Below are 18,818 nucleotides of genomic sequence, written 5' to 3' on the forward strand. Positions count from 1 at the left end.
TTACTTGCCCGTGACTACATCCAGAGCTTTTTGCAATTGCAGATCATTCTCTGGCTTCGTCATCGTTTTACGGAGGCTTTCTTCCAGCGAAGAGCGTGTCTTCGCGTCTACTTTGCCAGTTACCTCAAGTTTGCTGGAGGTTTGGAACTGCTTGATTGCTTCCTCTGTCTTTTCATCAAAATAGCCATCTTCTCGTCCTGGGGACAGATTCAAGCCTTTCAGGATGAGCTGCAGGTTTTTCACGTCAGTACCAGCCATGTCGCGCTGCAATATTTTATCTGCCGGCAGCAGAGTTGCGTTGAAATAATCAGGTTGCTTGACTTCAAAGTCTGGCTTAATGCCTTTTTTATGGACCCAATCCCCACTCGGTGTGATCCACTTGGCAATCGTCAGCTTCAATTGGCTCTTGTCGTTCATTTCCATGGTACTCTGAACGGTTCCTTTACCAAAGGTCTTCTCACCGACCAGCTTGTAGTTGCCGCTATCTCGCAGAGCACCCGCGAGAATCTCCGATGCACTGGCGCTTCCGCCATTAATCAGTACCGAGATTGGGTAAGGCTTGGCAGCTTCTGTAGTCGAGAAATACTCTTCTTTTTGCTGTCCGCCATTTCCATACTCGATTTGTACGATCTTGCCTTTTTTCGGTACGAGGATTTCGCCGATTTCTTTCACAGCCAGCAAATACCCACCCGGATTGCCTCGAACGTCAATTACCAGACCGCCAATCCCCTTCTGCTCAAGAGCAGCCAGCTGTTCTTTGAAGTGCTTAGCTGTGTCTGTAGAGAATTGGGTAAGGTTGATTACCCCTACTTTAACACCGTTCTTCTCGATAATCTGACTGTTTACCGTCTCAATCGGAATATCGTCACGTACACACACAATGGTAAGAGGCTCTGGTACTCCAGCTCTCACTACTTTGAGAACCGCCTTCGTTCCTTTTGGACCACGAATCTTCGTCACTGCCTGATGCAGGTCCAATCCTTCAAGGGATTCATCATTTACGCTCAAAATTTGGTCGTTTGGCCGCAGCCCCGCACGCTCCGCTGGGGAGTTTTTGAATGGGGAAACAACCGTTACCCGACCATTTTGCATCGTTACCTCTGTCCCAATCCCTTGGAAGGTCGAGTGTAGGGTAGATGTGAACTCCTCAGCAGAGCGAGGGTCCATATAATCACTATACGGATCTTCAAGCGACCCGACCATTCCACCAATTGCACCCTCTACTAACTGCTCAGTGGTGACATTTTGGATGTAATCTTTCTTGATTGCTGAAAACGCCTCGTACAGCTTCTGGAACTCTTTCGGATAATCTCCACTTCCAGAAAACAGCGCCATGCTGGATGCTGTTAAAGCCCCACCTTGACTCGAACTGGCGCTAGCCGATGTCTTCATGATCGCCATCGTAACAAAACTACTGGCTACCATGGAGATGAGTACAAGCGCGATTACGGTACGTCCTTTCCATCTCACTGTTACGTCACCATCCTTTGTGCTACCGGAAAAAGATATGCTGCTAGTGTATGCATGTTCCGTTCACAATATTTGTCTGGTCGCACGAGGGTCTACTTCAAGTACGGCATTGGGTTAACTGCTACGTCATTTTTATAGACGGTAAAGTGTACGTGATTTCCGGTTGAGCGACCTGTTGATCCTACCTCTGCGATCTTTTGACCTCTCGATACGGATTGCCCAACTGAAACCTTGATACCTCCCTCGCGAATATGACCGTACAGAGTGGTATATTCTGCGTTATGCTTGATCATTACTGTATTCCCGAAGCCGCCGTTATATCCTGCAAAGAGAACAATTCCGTCAGCCGCAGCCAAAATTGGCGTTCCCTTAGGTGCTGCCATATCTACACCATTATGCCCAGCTGAACGGCCTGTAAACGGGTCGGACCGCACTCCGAAGCCTGAAGTGAAGCGGAATTGCCCACTTGCGACAGGCAAACCAAACTTTCCACCTTTGTAGCCTGTACTGGATGCGCTCAGCGCACGTACTCGCTCCGCGTATTTGGCTGATTCTTGTTTGGTGATAGCCAAAAGCTCCTGCCCATACTGCTCCAAATCCACTTCAAGAGCAGATTCTTTCTTATCCAGCTCAGCCTTGACCACTAAACTTTGCTTGTACTGCTTGTCCAATTCGACTTTGAGCTCCTCAGCCTCATCGAACATCCCAGCGTACACGGTCAGCTGATGATCAATTTCTTTCTTTTTGGTCTCGATGGTTTCCTTATCGCGAATGTTATCCTCTAAAATACGCGTGTCCTGCTCCAAAATAAGCTGCAAGGCCTGCATACGCGTCAAAAAGTCCCCAAAGTCAGAGGAACCGAGAAGAACATCCAAATAGGAGACGGTACCACGTTCATACATGGAAGTCACACGTGTTCTGAGCAAGGCATCCCTTTTCGCTACGCGGTCTTTTGCCTCATCCAGTTTATCTTGCGCGTTTGCTGCTTTTTCCTTGGTATCATCCATTTGCTGCTCAAGCTTGTCCAGCTTATTCTGTGTATCGTTGCGACGCAAATCGATTTGCATCAATTGCGTTTCCAAACCCTTTTTCTCTTTTTGCACGACATTGATCTGTTCTTCTGTCTTCTTCATTTGCTGCTGCTGGCTTTTCTTCTTCTTTTGGATCTCTTTTAGCTCTCGATTAATCTTGTCCAAAGAGGCCTTACTAGGCGCTGCCAAGCTCACATTTGTCGGGAGCACCGTACCGACTACAAGCCCAGTGATTACGAGTGCTAGCAGGATTCTCTTTCTCATGATACTCCTCCCACGCTCTTCAAATTATTAAACTCGCAAGAAGCGACGTACGGACACCAAACTTCCCCAAATCCCGATGAATGCACCAATCGCCAGCAAAGCCAACGCCACTTGATACACGAGCGGGAATAGCGGCAACAGTTTAAACAGTTGGGAAGCTTCAAAACTGGAGTGAATGGCATCCAGGAGGTAGTAATACCCAACCATTAACATAATGGTCGGAATCAATGCCCCTGCCACACCCATCATGAGCCCTTCCACAAAGAATGGCCAACGGATAAACCAGTTCGTGGCACCAACCAGCTTCATGATTTCAATCTCTCTGCGACGTGCCACAATTGTCAGCTTAATCGTGTTGGCAATCAAGAACATCGCGGTAAAACCAAGTCCAATAATAAAGGCAATCCCGACATTACGAACTGCTCCTGTCAAGGAAAACAGCTTTTCCACAGTGCCTTCTCCATAGGTTAGGCTTTTGACATACTGGATATTTTTAATTTGAGCAGCAACAGCAGCAGTGTCTTGCGGTTGCTTCGTTTTTACGGTAAACGCATCTGGCAGAGGATTGCTTTCCTCCAATCCTTCAAACAAATACGCTTTTTCACCAAGGCTCTCTTTAAATTTCTTTAGTCCTTCGTCTTTCGGAACAAATGACACAGACTCCACTTGCGGAAGCTTCTTGATGTTGTTCTCAACCTGTGTGATGTTTTCTTTTGTCGCCAGCAAGTCCATGAAGACGCGGATTTCTACCTGCTTTTCCACGGTTTGCGCAAAGTAATTGACGTTCATCGCCAGAATGAGGAAAACTCCCAAGATAAAGAGAGTAATGGTCACGGCACTAATTGAAGCGAACGACATCCAGCCGTTCCGCCCGAGGTTTTTGACCCCTTCACGGACATGGCGCCTCAGCGTCCTAATCTTCATAACCGTATTCCCCTCTCTGCTCATCACGGGCAATTTGGCCTGCTTCGATCGCAACCACCCGTTTTCTCATGGTGTTTACAATTTCTCTATTGTGGGTAGCCATAACGACTGTCGTTCCACGCTGATTAATTTCTTCAAAAAGCTTCATGATTTCCCAAGAGGTCTCTGGGTCCAGGTTCCCCGTTGGCTCGTCCGCGATAATAATTCCCGGACTATTCACCAATGCGCGCGCCAAGGCAACCCGTTGCTGCTCACCACCGGACAGCTCGCTTGGTAGCATTTTGGCTTTATGCTTGAGCTTTACGAGACCCAAAACATCCATCACGCGCGGCTTGATTTGTTTCGGATTGCTCTCGATTACTTCCATCGCAAATGCGACATTTTCGAAAACGGTCAACGTCGGCAGCAGTTTGAAGTCTTGGAACACGACACCGATACTGCGGCGGACTAATGGTATTTGGCGCTCTTTGATTCTGCTGACATTGAAGCCACCCAAAAAGATTTGTCCTTTCGTCGGCTTCTCTTCACGGTACATCAATTTGATAAACGTAGATTTACCCGCACCACTGGGGCCTACTACGTAAACAAATTCACCTTTCTCAATCCGAATATTGATTCCTTTCAAAGCATTGGTTCCATTCGGGTATGTTTTCCATACATCGAACATTTCGATCAAGCCAATCACATCCTACTTCGTCAGATCCTTGTCTATGTATCTTGATCCTTATTTTTTGTTAACGGTAAAATCGACAAAACCCCTCTACCCACTAGCAACCGCTGCCATACCTTGCTGAAAAACAGCGGGATTTCCCATCTTATCCATTATACCACCACGATTCACGGATGGTATCCACTAAATCTCTCATTTCTTGTCGAAACAGCTTCGATTGTTAACAACTGTCACGAATTAGGGAGATAATAGGATTGCACATTCCCGCCTAGCATCATGGAAACCAGTTGGCTACAATGAGTGTGACAAGAGGTCATCATAAAAAAGGAGCTGGTTATCAACGTGGAAAATTTTGTTTACCATAACCCGACACAGCTGATTTTTGGACGGGGTCAATTGGCCCAGCTCGAAGAAAAAGCAAGACTGCTAGGTCCCACCGTTCTTTTGGTATATGGTGGTGGCAGTATAAAGCGAACTGGTCTCTACGACAAAGTGATTTTTCTCCTCCAGTCTGCGGGCTGCCGCGTGCATGAGTTGCCAGGAGTGGAGCCAAATCCACGTCTGAGTACCGTGAACAAAGGAATTGAGTTATGCCGCCAAGAGGGGGTCAATTGGATACTCGCTGTAGGTGGTGGTAGTGTAATCGACGCGGCCAAAGCAGTCGCGATTGGTGTGCCTTACAAGGGAGATGTTTGGGATTTTTATACGCGCAAAGCGGTCGCACAAGAGGCTCTGCCCCTCGGTACCGTACTGACACTTGCTGCTACTGGTTCTGAAATGAATCGAGGAAGTGTTATCACCAACTGGGAGACACAAGAAAAGCATGGAGCTGGCACGACGTTTCCTACGTTTTCGATTCTAGACCCGGAGCATACGTTTAGCGTACCTCGAGACCAAACGATCTACGGAATCAGCGACATTTTGTCCCATGTATTCGAGCAGTATTTCACGCATACAGCCGAAATTCCACTGCAAACACGTTTTGCCGAGTCGATCATGAAAACCGTCATCGAAAATGCAGAACGCGTCCTGACCAATCCGGAAGACTACGATGCCCGGGCCAACATCCTGTATTGCGGAACAATGGCATTGAACGGCACTCTCCCGGTTGGCGTCACAACAGACTGGGCAACCCACTCCATTGAGCATGCTGTCAGTGCTGTTTACGACATCCCGCACGGTGGCGGTCTGGCAATCATCTTCCCGAAATGGATGCGCTATGTGTACCGTGAAAACGTCGCTCGCTTCGTGCGGTTCGCGACAGAGGTATGGAATGTCGATCCTTCCGGCAAGACAGACGATGAGATCGCCCTGGAAGGGATCGCCGCTACGGAAGCTTTCTTTGCGCGTATCGGTGCCCCTACCCGATTGGCTGATTACGACATCACCGACGAGCATTTGCAGCTCATGGCAGAAAAAGCTACTCCGTTTGGACCGATCGGCCAGTTTAAAACATTGACGAGTGACGATGTGGCACAGATTCTTCGCATGTCTTTGTAAAGTAACCGTCATCAAAGACCTGAAAGTAAAAGGAAGCTCATCCGTTCTTAAAATCGGAACACGAGTCAAAAACATCCGATTGGTTGATGGCGATCATGACATTGATTGCAAAATTGACGGGTTTGGAGCGATGAAGTTAAAGTCTGAATTTGTGAAAAAGGTATAGATTCTTTTTTCATGCAAAAAGAGCCACTCCAATCAGCGGAGTGGCTATGTGCTTATAGATTCCCATTCCTCCAAGACAAGGCGAATCCCTTCTTTCATCTCTTCCTCGTTCAAATGCGAGAAACCAAAGCACGCAGCGGAAGCGGGTGGGCGCATAAAATAAGTAGTAGCATCTTCCCAAATCACGCCTTTTTGCCGGCAAGCAGTTCGCAGACGAATATATTCATCTTCCGTCCTTTTCCAGACACTGTAAATATGAAGTCCCGCATCCGATTGGAGAAAAGTAAACAACGATCCCATGTTCTCTTGCAGCATTTGATGATACAAAGCGTATTTTTTCCCGTACACTCGATTCATCCTGCGTATGTGCCGTTCATAGTGACCGCTTTTCATAAATGCGGCCAGCGCCCGCTGTTCCATCATGTTCGAAGGATGCGGCTCAAATAATTGTTTCGCCCGAATCATCGGCTCTACAAGACACTTCGGCAGCACAGCGTAGCCGATTCGTAAGTCTGGGAGCATCGTTTTCGTAAACGTTCCGACATACGCGACTCGATCCTCTTGATCTAGTGCCTTCAACGGCTCAACGGGCCTTCCACCCCAGCGGAACTCACTGTCGTAATCATCTTCTACGATGATACTTCCCTGACGAGATGCCCAATCGAGAAGCTGCCTGCGCCTGTCTTGGCTTAATACAGAGCCAGTTGGAAAGTGTCTGCTAGGTGTAACAAAGAGCAAACGCGACTTCCAATCATGAACCTGTATGCCGAATTTGTCCACTTGGACGGGGGAGGGCACGCCTCCTGTCGAGGCAATCGCCTTTTTTATGCCCGTAAAGCTCGGTTCTTCCACGATAACCGGATCGCCCGGATTCACCAGTAATTGCGCCAGCAGGGTAATCACCTGCATGGATCCGTTGCAGACGACGATCCGATCGGCTTTTGCCGGGATACCTCGTGTTCTGCGCAAATGGACCGCAATCGCTTCCCGCAAAGGGAGATGCCCTTGCGCGACATTGGCCTCCTCATGCTGCTTGGCCAGGAAATTTCTCACTTCCGCATACATAAAGCGATTCCATTCTTGAAAGGGAAACTGATGATAGTCAGTCCGCCCGATCCGAAAATCAACTTTGATCGGGGAACCTTCCTCGATCTGCTTCCGAAGCGGCATCCGGCAAATTCTTTCTCCCCAATTCGACAGCTGCAGCGGTGTTTCCGCTTTTTCCAGAGGAAGTTCATGATTCACTTGAAAGGTTACAAAAGTGCCTCGCCCGACCTCCGAGACGACGTATCCGTCAGCAACCAGCATGTCATAGACCTGATTCACGCTTCCCCGCGAAATTTGATGGAGCCCCGCCAATTCACGGCTGGAAGGCAACTTCATTCCATGATGGAGTGCACCTGTCGCAATCGCTTCTTTAATCGCGTGATAGAGCGCTAAATAAGTAAACCGATATTCCTGCAGAAACTTGTGGAATGACACACGAAAATCCACCACGATCACCGCCAGTAAAATTGGTACAATAAATGAACTGTAAATTGGATCTTTTTTCATGTCAATCCGCTCTGTATGATGAGTCGTAAGAAGAGGACGAGGAGAACTGCATTATGAAAAGTAAAGTGTTAAGCGCTTTATTTGGTTTGGCCGCATTGTGGGGTGCTTCTTTTCTCTTTATTCGAATCGCATCCCCAGTGCTGGGACCGTTTCTAACCATCCAGGGACGCGTAACGATCGCCGCGATTGCTTTGCTGATCTATACTGCCTGCATCGGGCGTTCCGCTGATTTTCAATCACGCTGGAAACAGTATCTGATCCTGGGCGCTCTCAATGCAGCGATTCCCTTCATGCTCATTGCGACTGCGGCGATCCATCTGAATGCGTCCATGTCGGCGATCCTCAACTCGCTGACTCCTGTGTTTTCGGCCCTCGTCGCGTGGGGGTGGATCAAGGAAACGTTAACGCTTGGAAAATGGGTTGGCATCATCGTAGGAATTATCGGGGTTGCTATTTTGGTAGGGTGGAGTTCCATCCCGCTTACATTCGAAGTGATTGTAGCGGTTGGACTGTCTATTCTTTCTACCGTGTCGTATGGATTTGGAGGCGTGTATGCCAAAAAAGCGCTTGCCGGCGTTCCTCCCTTGTCAGTGGCAGTTGGTCAGCAAATCGGTGCATCGATTCTCCTGATTCCGTTTACTCTCTTCAATCTGCCTACTTCCATGGATTCATTGACACCTGCCGCCATATTCTCTGTGGTTGGAGTGGCGATCTTCTGCACGGCGATCGCGTATCCTTTGTTCTTTTACTTGATTTCCAATGCAGGCCCGACGAAGACCCAAAGTGTTACGCTGCTGATTCCGCTGTTCGGGATGATCTGGGGTGTCGTTTTCCTGGATGAAACGATCACCGCCGGCATGATTACGGGACTGATCGTGATTCTGGGGAGCATTTTTCTCATCTATGATATTCGACCTCAACCCGCCAAAAACAAACCCAGTCAAAAGGCAGGATAACCAGCACGAAAAAGAGCTGCTGCAGCAACATGCTTTTTCTCTCCCAAACTATACTCACGTTACACATCTATTGGCTCAAACAACAAAGACGTATCCTTCGCCTCAAAAAGATGAGCTGCGCTGCTCTCTACATGAGCAACCATTTTGTCATATAGCGCATTGCCGATACTTAACCGCTTGACGCCAAGCTTATGAAGCTTCTGGCAATTTGTGACCCCGGGTAAAGACAGGACATTCAGAGGGGCGTTGACTTGTGCCGCAATGGCTTGGATGTCCTCATCGTTTCTCAAGCCGGGGACAAAAATGCCGCTTGCTCCACTTTCCACTTAAGCTTTTGCTCGTTCAATCGTTTCGGTAAGAGGATCTTTCTTTTGGAAGTACGTATCAATCCTCGCGTTGATGTAAAAATCTTCAAACCCGTGGTTGTCCAATGCCGCCCGTATTTTCGACAACAGGTCGCTATGTTTCTCCAACTCTCGTAAGCCGACTTGTTTTTTGAAAGAATCCTCAATATTGGTGTGATCGGGTCGGTATGTCGACGTTGCGGCCATGCCGCTCGCTCGCCGCCACGTGTCTTCTGGTAATCATAGATGACCGCCGGCGTTACGCCGCGTCCGGTGCGATACAGCCACAAATACGAGGACGATTGGGCAGACTTCCCGGGCTCACGCAGCACTTGCAGCGTCGTCTCATCTGCATGAAGCACATCCTGCCTTAGCAGATAAGCTTTCATCACGGAGACCAATGGCATGAGCCATTTCTCGGCTCCGTAGATCATCCAATTCGCCATCGTCTGACGAGATAACGTGTATCCAAGACGCGCGAAATGCTGCTCTTGCCGATATAGCGGCAAGCTGTCGACGTATTTCTGGCTCATGACGTAAGCCATGCTTGACGGTGAAGCCAAACTTCCCGGATAAACAGGTCTTGGCATCGCAGTTGTGACGATCGGGGTTTGAATATCTTCACGTTCACAATAACGGCAAGCATACACATTCCGCACGTGACGGATGACCTTCACTTGTGGTGGTACAACGGCAATTTCACTGCGTGTCTCGGTACTCATCTCGTGAAGAAACCCACCGCAGCACGCACATATTTGCTCGCCTTCAGAAAGTGTATAGGTAATGGTCTCTACAGGTAGCTTGGAAAGATCCTCTGTTCGCTTGCCGGATGACTTGCGCCGCTCGTAGGTGATTTGTTCAGACAGCGGCTCTTCATCGGCAGGCGATGCAAGCATTTCGGCTTCGTTGAACAACGGGATTTCTAATTGATCGGATGCGTCTGCTCGCTGGAAGCACCGAAACGCTTCTGCTGCGCTAAGCGGAACTGCTCTTCGTACCATTTGAGCTTGGCCGATAGTTCGATGATTTGTTGTTGTAGAGATTCAATGGTTGGCATATCTGCATGTTTTTCCATACTTTACACATTAGATAATAAAAACCCAATTCCTGTAAGTGCCTCTGACAAAGTGATTACAAAGATGTGACTAAATGACGGAAACGGCATTAACCTTGGGATGCGCTTGCCGCTGGCTGAGTAAAAGACCATCCAGCAGCCAGCGAAGCTCCCTGCTCGAAATGGCCACTACTTCTTCTTTAACTGTCGGCCATTGAAATCTGCCACGTTCCAGACGGCGATAATAAAGCCAGAACCCATTATGATCCCAGTAGAGAATCTTGAGCTTGTTACATGCCCGGTTACAGAATACGAACAAGCCGGAGGAGAACGGATTCAGACCAAAGCTTTCCTGAACGATGGCGGCAAGTCCGTCGATCGACTTGCGCAGATCGGTAGAACCACAGGCGAGAAACACACGCTGATTGCTTGGAAAGGTTAGCATGATGAAGTAAGCGCGTGAATTACTTCGCGCAGAAGGTTCGGGTCAAAACCGGAATGAAGCTCGATACTAGCCTGACCGATATGAAGAATGAGAGAAGGAACAGGAAAGGTGCTACCAGGCAGATCTACGGCGGCAAGCTAGAGCCAATATTTCAATTGTTCGACAGAGCATTGATTTGCGGTGCACCAAGCTTTCATCGTGAGGCCACTTGCCCGATAGGCTTCGATGCGTACATACCAATCTTGTCTGCGTTGTTCTTTGGCATTCATGAGATACCCTCCGTATTCAGGTTAATCTCATGATCTCATAGCTAGCATAGTGGTTGAAGGTGGGAAGAGTTTGACGCTTACTTTGTAAACACAAACAAACGCCGTATTCCAGAATGGGAGTACGGCGTTTATTACCTTTTTTTCCGAATAACATTTCCGCATAACAGCACCAACGGTACACCGATGCTATAGGTAACATCATAGAATGGCCAGTACTTCGCAATGATGTCGCCATAGACAACCATATTGGGCGAGAAAATCGTAGACATTACCATGAGCAAAACGATGTACGGAAGGATGAGAACCCTGAAGTTGTCGATTCGAAAGACGTGACGGATGCCCAAATGAAAAAACAGGCAATACAATGTAATTTTGACGCTCACCGCGATAAACCAAATCACCGCGATAATCACCTCTAGCCGCTGGATGAAATCCCCGAGCTTTAGCTGTTTGATGAGAACATAGGTTGGATAAAAATGCCGCGAAGTCTGTTCTGCCCCCAAAACAAGGATGCACATCAGCATGATGATGAACAGCACAATGCCTCCAAGCAACGTCCCCAGAAAAAAAGATCTCATACGTTTTTGGATAGGCGAGACAAACGGAAGAACCGCCATAAAAATGACCAGCTCTGAAAAAGGAAAGGCGAATGCCGCAGTAGATCCCTGCAAAATAGGCTTCCACCCATTTTCAAATACAGGTTGAATTCTCGACATGTCCGCTTGCGGCAGAAGAGTAATCATGAGTAAACCAAAAAAGAAAAAGAACCAGACAAAATAGATTTCTGCCGATTCTGCGACTGTTTGCAGTCCCAAACTCACACCAAACATAATCACAATGACAAACAATAGCTGTATCGCGAATCTTGGAGTCGAGACTAATAGATGCGTGCCAACAAAGTCGCCGATTTCCATCACATGGGCCCCTGCTGAAAACAGCGTATAGCAAATAAACAAGAGGGTAATGATCGTTCCTAATACTCTCCCCACGGTTTGATCAACGAAGGTAAAGAAGCTCTGATTCCGATAAAGCTTCCCCACAGCTATGAGTAAGACAATATTGAGCAGTCCCACCACAAGCCCGATCAGGACGGATATCCACGCATCCTGTTTAGCGAGTGTAGCCGTCATGCCAGGCAGGACGAGAACGGAATCCCCAATGGTAACAAGGGTGACGAGCATCAATAGTTGCCGGGGACTGATCTTGTAGCTCTCTTGCATGATTGCTCCCTGCTCTCTTTAGGCCTTCGATCCCTTTATACAATTATTTCCTCCATGAATCGGCGCTAAACACGTAGGCATTTCATGCTATGATAAAGAAATATATGTAAAATGGATGGGAGGACTGCAACCATGTACAGAGTAAAAAAGCAGGACGTAATTTATGCCATGTCTCCTGAAAATCGGCCGGTCTTGAAGGTAGAAGCAGGCAGTATCGTAACGTTTGAAACCTGCGATTGCTTCGAGGACCAAATCCAATCGGCTGACACGGTGTTTCAAGAGCTTGATTGGAATCGGATCAACCCTGCTTCCGGCCCTATTTATATAGAAGGAACAGAACCAGGCGATATTTTGGTTGTTCATATTCAGAAAATTGAGATTAAAAATTTAGGTGTAATGGTTACAGGGCCGGAACTGGGTGTAATGGGTTTCGACCTGCAAGAAAATGTGATCAAAATGATTCCGATACAAGATGGAAAAGCTGTCTTGTCAGACAAGCTTCAGGTTCCGATCAGTCCCATGATTGGCGTAATTGGGACAGCACCTGCCAAAGAAGCCATTTCATGCGGTACGCCGGGCGATCACGGCGGCAACATGGACTGCAAGCAAATGCGCGAAGGTACTACATTGCTTTTACCCGTAAATGTTCCCGGCGCATTGTTTGCCCTGGGTGACCTTCATGCTGCAATGGCTGACGGTGAAGTTGCAGTATGTGGTGCGGAAATCGCAGGGGAAGTAACCGTAAAGCTCGATGTGATAAAAGGAAAACAGTGGCCGTTACCGATGGCAGTCAACCAAGAGCATTTAATCACAATTGCGTCGGAAAAAGAGCTGGACAAGGCTGCGGATCGAGCGGTCATCAACATGGTACAATTTCTACACGAAGAGCTCGGCGTAGAAAAGGCCGAAGCCACCTTCCTGCTCTCCGCTGCGGGAGATTTGCGCATCTGTCAGGTCGTGGATCCCTTAAAGACAGCCCGTATGGAGTTGCCTCTCGCGTACGCAACCGCAGTTGGCTTTGATTCGAAAATAGTCGGTAGATAAGGATAGAACGCAAAAAAACCCCAAAGCTATGGGGTTTTTCTTTGTATACATGTTCGTTTTTATGCAGGTGAACCAACATCGATCAGGGATTCAATCATGACCTTTTGACTGTTTTTATCCACCCAAGCATGTGTTTCTACTAGTTGCTTGCGGTACCAATCGATTTGGACTTCTACCTGATTACGAGCGGTCCCACCCAACACGTTGCGCGCATTGACGACGGTCTCAACAGCTAGAGCTTCATACACATCTGCTCCAATAGCCTCTGAGAAGCTCTGGAATTCTTCCAAGGTCAGATCGAGAAGATATTTTTGCTGCTCGATGCAGTACAAAACGGTTCTCCCTACGACTTCATGCGCCTGACGGAACGGCATGTCTTTGCGAACCAGGTAATCTGCCAAATCTGTCGCATTGGAAAAGTCATTGGTAACTGCTTGACGCATACGATCTGCTTTGACTTGCATCGTTTTAATCATCGGCGTGAGCAACGCTAGCGCACCATGAATGGTAACTACCGTATCGAACATGCCCTCTTTATCTTCTTGCATGTCCTTGTTGTACGCCAGCGGCAAACCTTTCAATACGGTCAACAATCCAAATAGATTGCCGTAAACACGCCCTGTTTTTCCGCGAACCAGCTCTGCCACATCAGGATTTTTCTTTTGCGGCATGATACTGGACCCTGTGCAAAAAGCATCGTCTAGCTCCACAAAAGAGAATTCCTGACTGCTCCAGATGACGAGCTCTTCACACAGACGGGAGAGATGAGTCATGACCAAAGAAGCGTCTGCCAAAAATTCGACAATGAAATCACGATCACTCACGGCATCCATGCTGTTTTGATAGATACCGTCAAATTGCAGCAATTCCGCTACAAATGTGCGGTCGATCGGGAATGTCGTACCTGCGAGAGCACCTGCTCCAAGCGGCAACACATTCACACGCTTCCACGTCTCGGTCATCCGTTCGATATCGCGTTGTAGCATGGACACATACGCCATCAAGTGATAGCCAAACAATACCGGTTGCGCACGTTGCAAATGTGTATAGCCTGGCATGACGGTATCGAGATGCTGACCTGCTTGCTCTAACAATGCCTCTTGCAAATACATCGCCAATTGGATAATCTCCATCAGCTTTTCTCTGAGGTACAGGTGCATATCCAACGCAACCTGGTCATTGCGGCTGCGTCCAGTGTGGAGTTTGCCCCCCACTGGACCGATCTCTTCAATCAGCATCTTTTCAATATTCATATGCACATCTTCGTGCGCAACGAGAAACTCAGCTTGCCCGCGCTCAATTTTCTCTTTTACTTTTTTCAAGCCAGCAATGATCTGTCTTACTTCCTCCATCGGCAGGATGCCACACTTGCCCAACATGGCAACATGAGCCAGGCTTCCAACGATGTCCTGTCGCCACATTTTCTGGTCGAAAGAAATAGAAGCGGTATACTCTTCTACGAGTTGATTTGTCGGCTTCGTGAAGCGTCCTCCCCAGAGTTTCATTGCTTGATCGCATCCTTTTCATCCAAAATCTTAATGGCCGTGTTTTTATTCTCGTGCAGTACACCCTCGTTTACCTGTGCGTATACCTTTGTTGGCAGCCCCCACAGCTTGATGAAACCGAGTGCTGCTTTGTGGTCGAATTGGTCACCTGCATTGTAAGTCGCCAGCTCATGGCTGTAGAGAGACGATGCAGATGTACGGCCTACAACGATCGCATGTCCTTTGTGCAGCTTCACGCGTACGACACCCGTTACGTGTTTTTGCGTTTCTTCAATGAATGCCTGGACAGCATTGCGAATTGGCGAATACCAAAGACCCTCGTAAATCACTTGCGCCAGTTTTTGCTCAACAATCGGTTTGAATTGAGCGACCTCACGTGGTTGGGTCAAGAATTCCAGCTCACGGTGCGCCAGAATCAAAGTAGTCGCAGCCGGTGTCTCGTAAACTTCGCGAGATTTGATGCCCACCAAACGGTTTTCCACATGGTCGATACGGCCTACACCATGGTTTCCAGCGATTTTGTTCAGCTTGAGGATCAGGTCAGCCAATGGGAGCTCTTCGCCGTTCAATGCAGTTGGCTTCCCTTGCACGAAGGTGATTTCGATTTCTTCTGCTTCGTCCGGAGCATCCATGATCGACTTCGTCAGATCGTATGCACCTTCTGGAGGAGCTGCCCATGGATCCTCCAGAACACCGCATTCGCAGCTTCTGCCCCACAGGTTTTGGTCAATGCTGTATGGATTGTCCAGATCGATTGGAATCGGGATATTGTTCTTTTTCGCATATTCGATCTCTTCATCACGCGTCCAGCCCCATTCACGAACCGGCGCCACGATTTTGATATCCGGGTTCAGTGCTGTAAAGGAAACATCGAAACGTACCTGGTCGTTTCCTTTTCCTGTGCAACCGTGTGCGACAGCCACCGCGCCTTCTTTTTCCGCGATTTCAACCAGCACGCGCGAAATCAGGTAACGCGACAGTGCGGACACTAGCGGATATTTCCCTTCGTACATCGCGTTCGCCTTCAGAGCGGGCAATACGAATTCCTCTGCGAATGCGTCTTTTGCATCTACTACGATTGATTTCAATGCCCCTACCTGCAATGCTTTTTTCTGTACGAAATCGAGGTCTTTCCCTTCCCCTACATCCAATGCAACTGCAATGACATCGTAGTTATACGTATCTTGCAGCCATTTAATTGCTACCGATGTATCTAAACCGCCTGAATAGGCCAACACAATTTTTTCTTTTGCCATCATTCTCTCTCCCCGTTTCGAAGTTTCTCTTATGCGAGTAATTATACAAACTAACTAATAAAAATACAACTATTTTTCTTGTGAATTTCTTGTTAATTCGCAGTCAAAGACGGAGACGCTATGAAAATATACAATTCTCGCATAAAAAGTATCTTGTTTTTATGCATACTCATCTTCCGTTTATGCATAAACGTTTGCGTGATCAAGAGGGAAACTTATCCAGGATAGCGAATGAGTGAATGGAGGAATTCCATAGGAGAAATCTGTTGGAGGAATTATGAAAACAATTTATTTGGTACGTCATTGTCAGGCTGCTGGCCAAGAACCCGAAGCCTTGCTCACGGAAAAGGGAGAAGTACAAGCTCGGGAGCTTGCCACCTTCTTCGCTGGTTCCCCCATTGATCGAATCATTTCGAGTCCGTATCATCGGGCGGTTGCTACCATCCAGCCGCTTGCACAGGAACGCGGAATCGTAGTTGAAGAAGACGCGCGCTTGGTCGAGCGTGTCCTCAGCGGAATACCACGTGAGGATTGGTTCCAGCGACTCCGCGATACGTTCGATGACTTGACTCTTGAGCTCGAAGGAGGCGAATCCAGTCTTACTGCGATCAACCGGGCAAATTCGCTGCTCACTGAGATCTTGGCAGACGTGCATAAAAACATTGTGCTTGTTAGTCACGGATGCCTGCTGGCCTTGCTCATGAAATCAATAGATAATCGCTTTGGCTTTCACGATTGGGAGAAATTAAGCAATCCAGATGTCTTCAAGCTTACCTGCCATTTAGAAACCAGAGAGCTCGTCCGCATATGGTCGTAAACGAATAAAAACAGTTACAAGGGGCAGCTCATCTGATTGCCTCCTGTAACTGTTTATGTGGGATGGACTCTATTCCGATAATGCTCTGTAACTCATCGCACGGCAGTCGCTGAACGATTCTGATAAAATGCTCCGCCAATATCGGATCAAATTGGGTGCCGGAGCCCCTTTTGATTTCTTGAAGCGCTTCCTCCACAGGCAAGCCTTTTCGATAAGGCCTGTCCGCGACCATCGCATCGAAAGCATCTGAAATGGCTAAAATTCTCGCCATCAGCGGAATTTCATCCCCGGCTAAACCATCCGGATATCCCCTTCCATCTATACGCTCATGATGCGAGCGGATCGCCGGAAGCAATTCATTGAACATCCCTGCTTGCAAAATGATTTCGTAACCAATAACCGTGTGCTGCTTGATCTTGTCATACTCTTCTGGAGTGAGCTTTCCTTTTTTATTGAGAATTTCGTCTTCGATGCCAATTTTTCCAATGTCGTGCAAAAGACCACCAACATAAATTTCCTCTACTTGTGTAGCAGACAAACCAATATCCTTGGCAATTTCTCTTCCCCAGTAAGCCACTCGTTGGGAATGACCACTCGTGTAACGATCACGCGCATCAATAGAAGCTGCCATGGCAGTCAAAAACTTGTGGTTGAATGTTTTGACTTCTTCCACTTTTTGTTGGAGTTTATTCATACTGTCGTAATATTGATGGAATACAAAACTAATCGTGATAAAAGCAGCCATCATCGGAACTAATGTGAATAATCCATAAGTCTCAAACAGTCGAGATCCCATTCCCGCCATTACCATTAGTAAAAGGTATGTCAGCGTGGTTCCCTTTGCCATTTTCTGAACCGTTGTAAACCAATTCGTTTTAAAAAAGTAGGAAATCCCTAACCCACAAAGGACTATATTGATAAACCAATACGATACCGCTAAGAGTAAATCCGTTAACATCGTGGAAGCTGGGATATTGTCTATAGAGTTTTTGAAGAGATCGACAAACCAAATAGTTAGCACCAGCTGTCCAATGTTTGCCAAGGCCTTTAACGGGTTGGACCTGATTAGAAATGCCAGTATCAACGTTTCAACAACGGCCGACCAAACCCCTACCCAGGCTCCAAAAAGGAGAATGCCGGATAAAATAACTGCATTGTTTAGTGTCAATATGGTGTTCAACGTCCGTATGGGAGCGAACGTAGAAAAGATGGTGAGTAATGTATACGCAAACAAAACTCCCCAATGCTCTCTTGGCTCCCAATCAGACAACGAATCATAAAAAATCACTAACGCCGCTAGTGGAAAAATCCATGTCACCACTATTTTTTTCATTGTTGATCCAAACTCAACTTTTCGTTGCATAGTTTTTTCCTTCTCGGAGTTGTAATAGTGAGATTGGCTTATTCATTAAGCGTTGTACTAATAAAAATGCACCTAGCATAATAAAAATATCGCCTATGCTGATAACCCTTGGAATAATCGAAGGCATGTAAATAACATCTGTTAAAAACGGCAAATTTGTACTCTCACTCAAAATGCTGTGTTTAAAATTCGTCCCATTGATAACCGGAGTAAGATCGTAAGGCAACTTTTTCGCCTGTTCCAAATCAATCGGCATTCTTCCGTTGTTCGTCCAAATCGCCAATGAATTTAAAAACCAGCCCATCATAAAGATGCGTATGTCCTCAAATTGGCGATTAAATAAGAGAAAGACTAGTATAAATACATAGGAGATTGATACGAATATACCCCCTGCCGGAGGATAGAGCGCTGAAAGAGCTTGTAGAACTATACTAATAAAGAGAAGAGAAAGTTTATGAAACTTCGGAAACTCTTTAATCCTTCCACCTCTTAATAGAGCAACTACAAACGATAAACCGATTACATCAAGTAGCATAAAGGTATTCCTCCAAAATATTAGAGAAAAACACCACTCTTGTTACAAGCGGTGTTTTATTTGCATCCAATATTACCCAATGTTGTAGTTTGCAGAAGTAGCTGCTACGATTGCTACCACCATCATAATTGCCGCGAACCATTTTTTCATTTTCTTTTCCCCTCCTTCAAGCATAGTGGAGAAAGCTGGCTTCGCTACTGTCCGTGATGCAGAGGCCAAGCGACCAAGTACAGCCCCTGCTCCCCTTTCCTTTTCCATTAAGAAAAAGGGTGGATTCGCTACTGGCTCCATACGGACCAAGCGACCAGATACAGTCCGTACTTCTTCGCTTCTTTCCTACCTTTATTTTACACATAAGTGACAAAATTCGGCAATCATAGATTCATAGTCTATTCGATTTAATTGAAGATAGTTCTATTTAACTAGAACTAT

The 18,818-nt window shown here is 47.1% G+C and carries 18 protein-coding genes, 2 pseudogenes and 1 riboswitch; of the genes and pseudogenes, 5 read left to right on the forward strand and 15 right to left on the reverse strand.

What is annotated here, in order from left to right:
- From ACUUHJ_RS28375 to ftsE, 4 genes are all read right to left on the reverse strand, one after another.
- Positions 1 to 1,470, reverse strand: coding sequence for a S41 family peptidase (locus ACUUHJ_RS28375; RefSeq protein WP_289674842.1), 1,470 nt, complete (start codon positions 1,468 to 1,470; stop codon positions 1 to 3).
- A 92-nt stretch (positions 1,471 to 1,562) separates the two neighbouring features.
- Positions 1,563 to 2,765: a murein hydrolase activator EnvC family protein gene (locus ACUUHJ_RS28380; protein WP_289674843.1), complete on the reverse strand. Its 1,203-nt coding sequence runs from the start codon at positions 2,763 to 2,765 to the stop codon at positions 1,563 to 1,565.
- 27 nt (positions 2,766 to 2,792) lie between these two features.
- Positions 2,793 to 3,689, reverse strand: coding sequence for a permease-like cell division protein FtsX (ftsX, locus tag ACUUHJ_RS28385; protein ID WP_472300639.1), 897 nt, complete (start codon positions 3,687 to 3,689; stop codon positions 2,793 to 2,795).
- Positions 3,679 to 4,365, reverse strand: coding sequence for a cell division ATP-binding protein FtsE (gene ftsE / locus ACUUHJ_RS28390; protein WP_015893511.1), 687 nt, complete (start codon positions 4,363 to 4,365; stop codon positions 3,679 to 3,681). The genes ftsX and ftsE overlap by 11 nt, the downstream gene beginning before the upstream one ends.
- A gap of 336 nt (positions 4,366 to 4,701) precedes the next feature.
- On the opposite strand from ftsE, the gene ACUUHJ_RS28395 reads away from it, so the two are divergent.
- Positions 4,702 to 5,859: an iron-containing alcohol dehydrogenase gene (locus tag ACUUHJ_RS28395; protein ID WP_472300640.1), complete on the forward strand. Its 1,158-nt coding sequence runs from the start codon at positions 4,702 to 4,704 to the stop codon at positions 5,857 to 5,859.
- Position 5,860: 1 nt separating this feature from the next.
- Positions 5,861 to 6,025, forward strand: a pseudogene (locus tag ACUUHJ_RS28400) (zinc ribbon domain-containing protein YjdM); the annotation flags it as partial.
- Between the two features lie 44 nt (positions 6,026 to 6,069).
- Here ACUUHJ_RS28400 and pdxR read toward each other — a convergent pair.
- Positions 6,070 to 7,578, reverse strand: coding sequence for a MocR-like pyridoxine biosynthesis transcription factor PdxR (gene pdxR, locus ACUUHJ_RS28405; protein WP_289674846.1), 1,509 nt, complete (start codon positions 7,576 to 7,578; stop codon positions 6,070 to 6,072).
- A 53-nt stretch (positions 7,579 to 7,631) separates the two neighbouring features.
- On the opposite strand from pdxR, the gene ACUUHJ_RS28410 reads away from it, so the two are divergent.
- Positions 7,632 to 8,534, forward strand: a complete 903-nt coding sequence (locus tag ACUUHJ_RS28410; RefSeq protein ID WP_142498748.1) for a DMT family transporter — start codon at positions 7,632 to 7,634, stop codon at positions 8,532 to 8,534.
- Between the two features lie 59 nt (positions 8,535 to 8,593).
- Here the strand turns inward: ACUUHJ_RS28410 and ACUUHJ_RS28415 are convergent, their stop codons facing one another.
- The 5 genes and pseudogenes from ACUUHJ_RS28415 to ACUUHJ_RS28435 all read right to left on the reverse strand — a co-directional run bounded on the left by ACUUHJ_RS28415 (position 8,594) and on the right by ACUUHJ_RS28435 (position 11,866).
- Positions 8,594 to 8,860: an isocitrate lyase/phosphoenolpyruvate mutase family protein gene (locus ACUUHJ_RS28415; RefSeq protein ID WP_472300641.1), complete on the reverse strand. Its 267-nt coding sequence runs from the start codon at positions 8,858 to 8,860 to the stop codon at positions 8,594 to 8,596.
- Positions 8,861 to 9,093: 233 nt separating this feature from the next.
- A pseudogene (tnpC, locus tag ACUUHJ_RS28420) lies at positions 9,094 to 9,953 on the reverse strand (IS66 family transposase); the annotation flags it as partial.
- Between the two features lie 70 nt (positions 9,954 to 10,023).
- A complete protein-coding gene (gene tnpB, locus ACUUHJ_RS28425; RefSeq protein ID WP_472300642.1) occupies positions 10,024 to 10,377 on the reverse strand; it encodes an IS66 family insertion sequence element accessory protein TnpB in 354 nt (117 codons plus the stop codon).
- A gap of 137 nt (positions 10,378 to 10,514) precedes the next feature.
- On the reverse strand, positions 10,515 to 10,646 hold the full coding sequence (tnpA, locus tag ACUUHJ_RS28430) for an IS66 family insertion sequence element accessory protein TnpA (protein ID WP_289674849.1): 132 nt from the start codon (positions 10,644 to 10,646) through the stop codon (positions 10,515 to 10,517).
- Positions 10,647 to 10,777: 131 nt separating this feature from the next.
- Positions 10,778 to 11,866: a GerAB/ArcD/ProY family transporter gene (locus ACUUHJ_RS28435; RefSeq protein ID WP_472300643.1), complete on the reverse strand. Its 1,089-nt coding sequence runs from the start codon at positions 11,864 to 11,866 to the stop codon at positions 10,778 to 10,780.
- 132 nt (positions 11,867 to 11,998) lie between these two features.
- On the opposite strand from ACUUHJ_RS28435, the gene ACUUHJ_RS28440 reads away from it, so the two are divergent.
- Complete coding sequence (locus tag ACUUHJ_RS28440) at positions 11,999 to 12,910, forward strand: acetamidase/formamidase family protein (RefSeq protein ID WP_472300644.1); 912 nt, start codon at positions 11,999 to 12,001, stop codon at positions 12,908 to 12,910.
- Between the two features lie 59 nt (positions 12,911 to 12,969).
- Here ACUUHJ_RS28440 and argH read toward each other — a convergent pair whose 3' ends face one another.
- On the reverse strand, positions 12,970 to 14,415 hold the full coding sequence (gene argH, locus ACUUHJ_RS28445; RefSeq protein ID WP_289674852.1) for an argininosuccinate lyase: 1,446 nt from the start codon (positions 14,413 to 14,415) through the stop codon (positions 12,970 to 12,972).
- The gene (locus tag ACUUHJ_RS28450; RefSeq protein ID WP_289678163.1) at positions 14,412 to 15,671 is read right to left on the reverse strand and encodes an argininosuccinate synthase; all 1,260 of its coding nucleotides are present in this window, start codon (positions 15,669 to 15,671) and stop codon (positions 14,412 to 14,414) included. Before ACUUHJ_RS28450 ends, argH begins: the two co-directional genes overlap by 4 nt.
- Before the next feature lie 277 nt (positions 15,672 to 15,948).
- On the opposite strand from ACUUHJ_RS28450, the gene ACUUHJ_RS28455 reads away from it, so the two are divergent.
- Positions 15,949 to 16,488 carry a histidine phosphatase family protein gene (locus ACUUHJ_RS28455; RefSeq protein WP_289674853.1) on the forward strand — a complete coding sequence of 180 codons (540 nt, stop codon included), beginning with the start codon at positions 15,949 to 15,951 and terminating at the stop codon, positions 16,486 to 16,488.
- Between the two features lie 28 nt (positions 16,489 to 16,516).
- Here the strand turns inward: ACUUHJ_RS28455 and ACUUHJ_RS28460 are convergent, their stop codons facing one another.
- From ACUUHJ_RS28460 to ACUUHJ_RS28470, 3 genes are all read right to left on the reverse strand, one after another.
- Positions 16,517 to 17,851 (reverse strand): HD-GYP domain-containing protein, encoded by a 1,335-nt coding sequence (locus tag ACUUHJ_RS28460; RefSeq protein WP_289674854.1) that lies wholly within the window; start codon positions 17,849 to 17,851, stop codon positions 16,517 to 16,519.
- Positions 17,835 to 18,386, reverse strand: coding sequence for a DUF5317 domain-containing protein (locus tag ACUUHJ_RS28465; RefSeq protein ID WP_289674855.1), 552 nt, complete (start codon positions 18,384 to 18,386; stop codon positions 17,835 to 17,837). Before ACUUHJ_RS28465 ends, ACUUHJ_RS28460 begins: the two co-directional genes overlap by 17 nt.
- 72 nt (positions 18,387 to 18,458) lie before the next feature.
- Positions 18,459 to 18,677: a hypothetical protein gene (locus ACUUHJ_RS28470; protein ID WP_289674856.1), complete on the reverse strand. Its 219-nt coding sequence runs from the start codon at positions 18,675 to 18,677 to the stop codon at positions 18,459 to 18,461.
- Positions 18,645 to 18,725, reverse strand: a riboswitch (cyclic di-GMP riboswitch). (Overlaps the previous gene by 33 nt.)
- Positions 18,726 to 18,818 lie beyond the last annotated feature (93 nt).

The sequence above is a fragment of the Brevibacillus schisleri genome, assembly GCF_055685845.1.

Bases quoted from the DNA above. Each gene is read 5' to 3' on its own strand.
- pdxR (WP_289674846.1), bottom strand. From the start codon at position 7,578: ATGAAAAAAGATCCAATTTACAGTTCATTTATTGTACCAATTTTACTG.
- ACUUHJ_RS28465 (WP_289674855.1), bottom strand. From the start codon at position 18,386: ATGCTACTTGATGTAATCGGTTTATCGTTTGTAGTTGCTCTATTAAGA.
- ACUUHJ_RS28380 (WP_289674843.1), bottom strand. From the start codon at position 2,765: ATGAGAAAGAGAATCCTGCTAGCACTCGTAATCACTGGGCTTGTAGTC.
- ACUUHJ_RS28460 (WP_289674854.1), bottom strand. From the start codon at position 17,851: ATGCAACGAAAAGTTGAGTTTGGATCAACAATGAAAAAAATAGTGGTG.
- ACUUHJ_RS28450 (WP_289678163.1), bottom strand. From the start codon at position 15,671: ATGGCAAAAGAAAAAATTGTGTTGGCCTATTCAGGCGGTTTAGATACA.
- ACUUHJ_RS28455 (WP_289674853.1), top strand. From the start codon at position 15,949: ATGAAAACAATTTATTTGGTACGTCATTGTCAGGCTGCTGGCCAAGAA.
- argH (WP_289674852.1), bottom strand. From the start codon at position 14,415: ATGAAACTCTGGGGAGGACGCTTCACGAAGCCGACAAATCAACTCGTA.
- ACUUHJ_RS28470 (WP_289674856.1), bottom strand. From the start codon at position 18,677: ATGGAGCCAGTAGCGAATCCACCCTTTTTCTTAATGGAAAAGGAAAGG.
- tnpA (WP_289674849.1), bottom strand. From the start codon at position 10,646: ATGAATGCCAAAGAACAACGCAGACAAGATTGGTATGTACGCATCGAA.
- tnpB (WP_472300642.1), bottom strand. From the start codon at position 10,377: ATGCTAACCTTTCCAAGCAATCAGCGTGTGTTTCTCGCCTGTGGTTCT.
- ftsX (WP_472300639.1), bottom strand. From the start codon at position 3,689: ATGAAGATTAGGACGCTGAGGCGCCATGTCCGTGAAGGGGTCAAAAAC.
- ACUUHJ_RS28410 (WP_142498748.1), top strand. From the start codon at position 7,632: ATGAAAAGTAAAGTGTTAAGCGCTTTATTTGGTTTGGCCGCATTGTGG.
- ACUUHJ_RS28435 (WP_472300643.1), bottom strand. From the start codon at position 11,866: ATGCAAGAGAGCTACAAGATCAGTCCCCGGCAACTATTGATGCTCGTC.
- ACUUHJ_RS28440 (WP_472300644.1), top strand. From the start codon at position 11,999: ATGTACAGAGTAAAAAAGCAGGACGTAATTTATGCCATGTCTCCTGAA.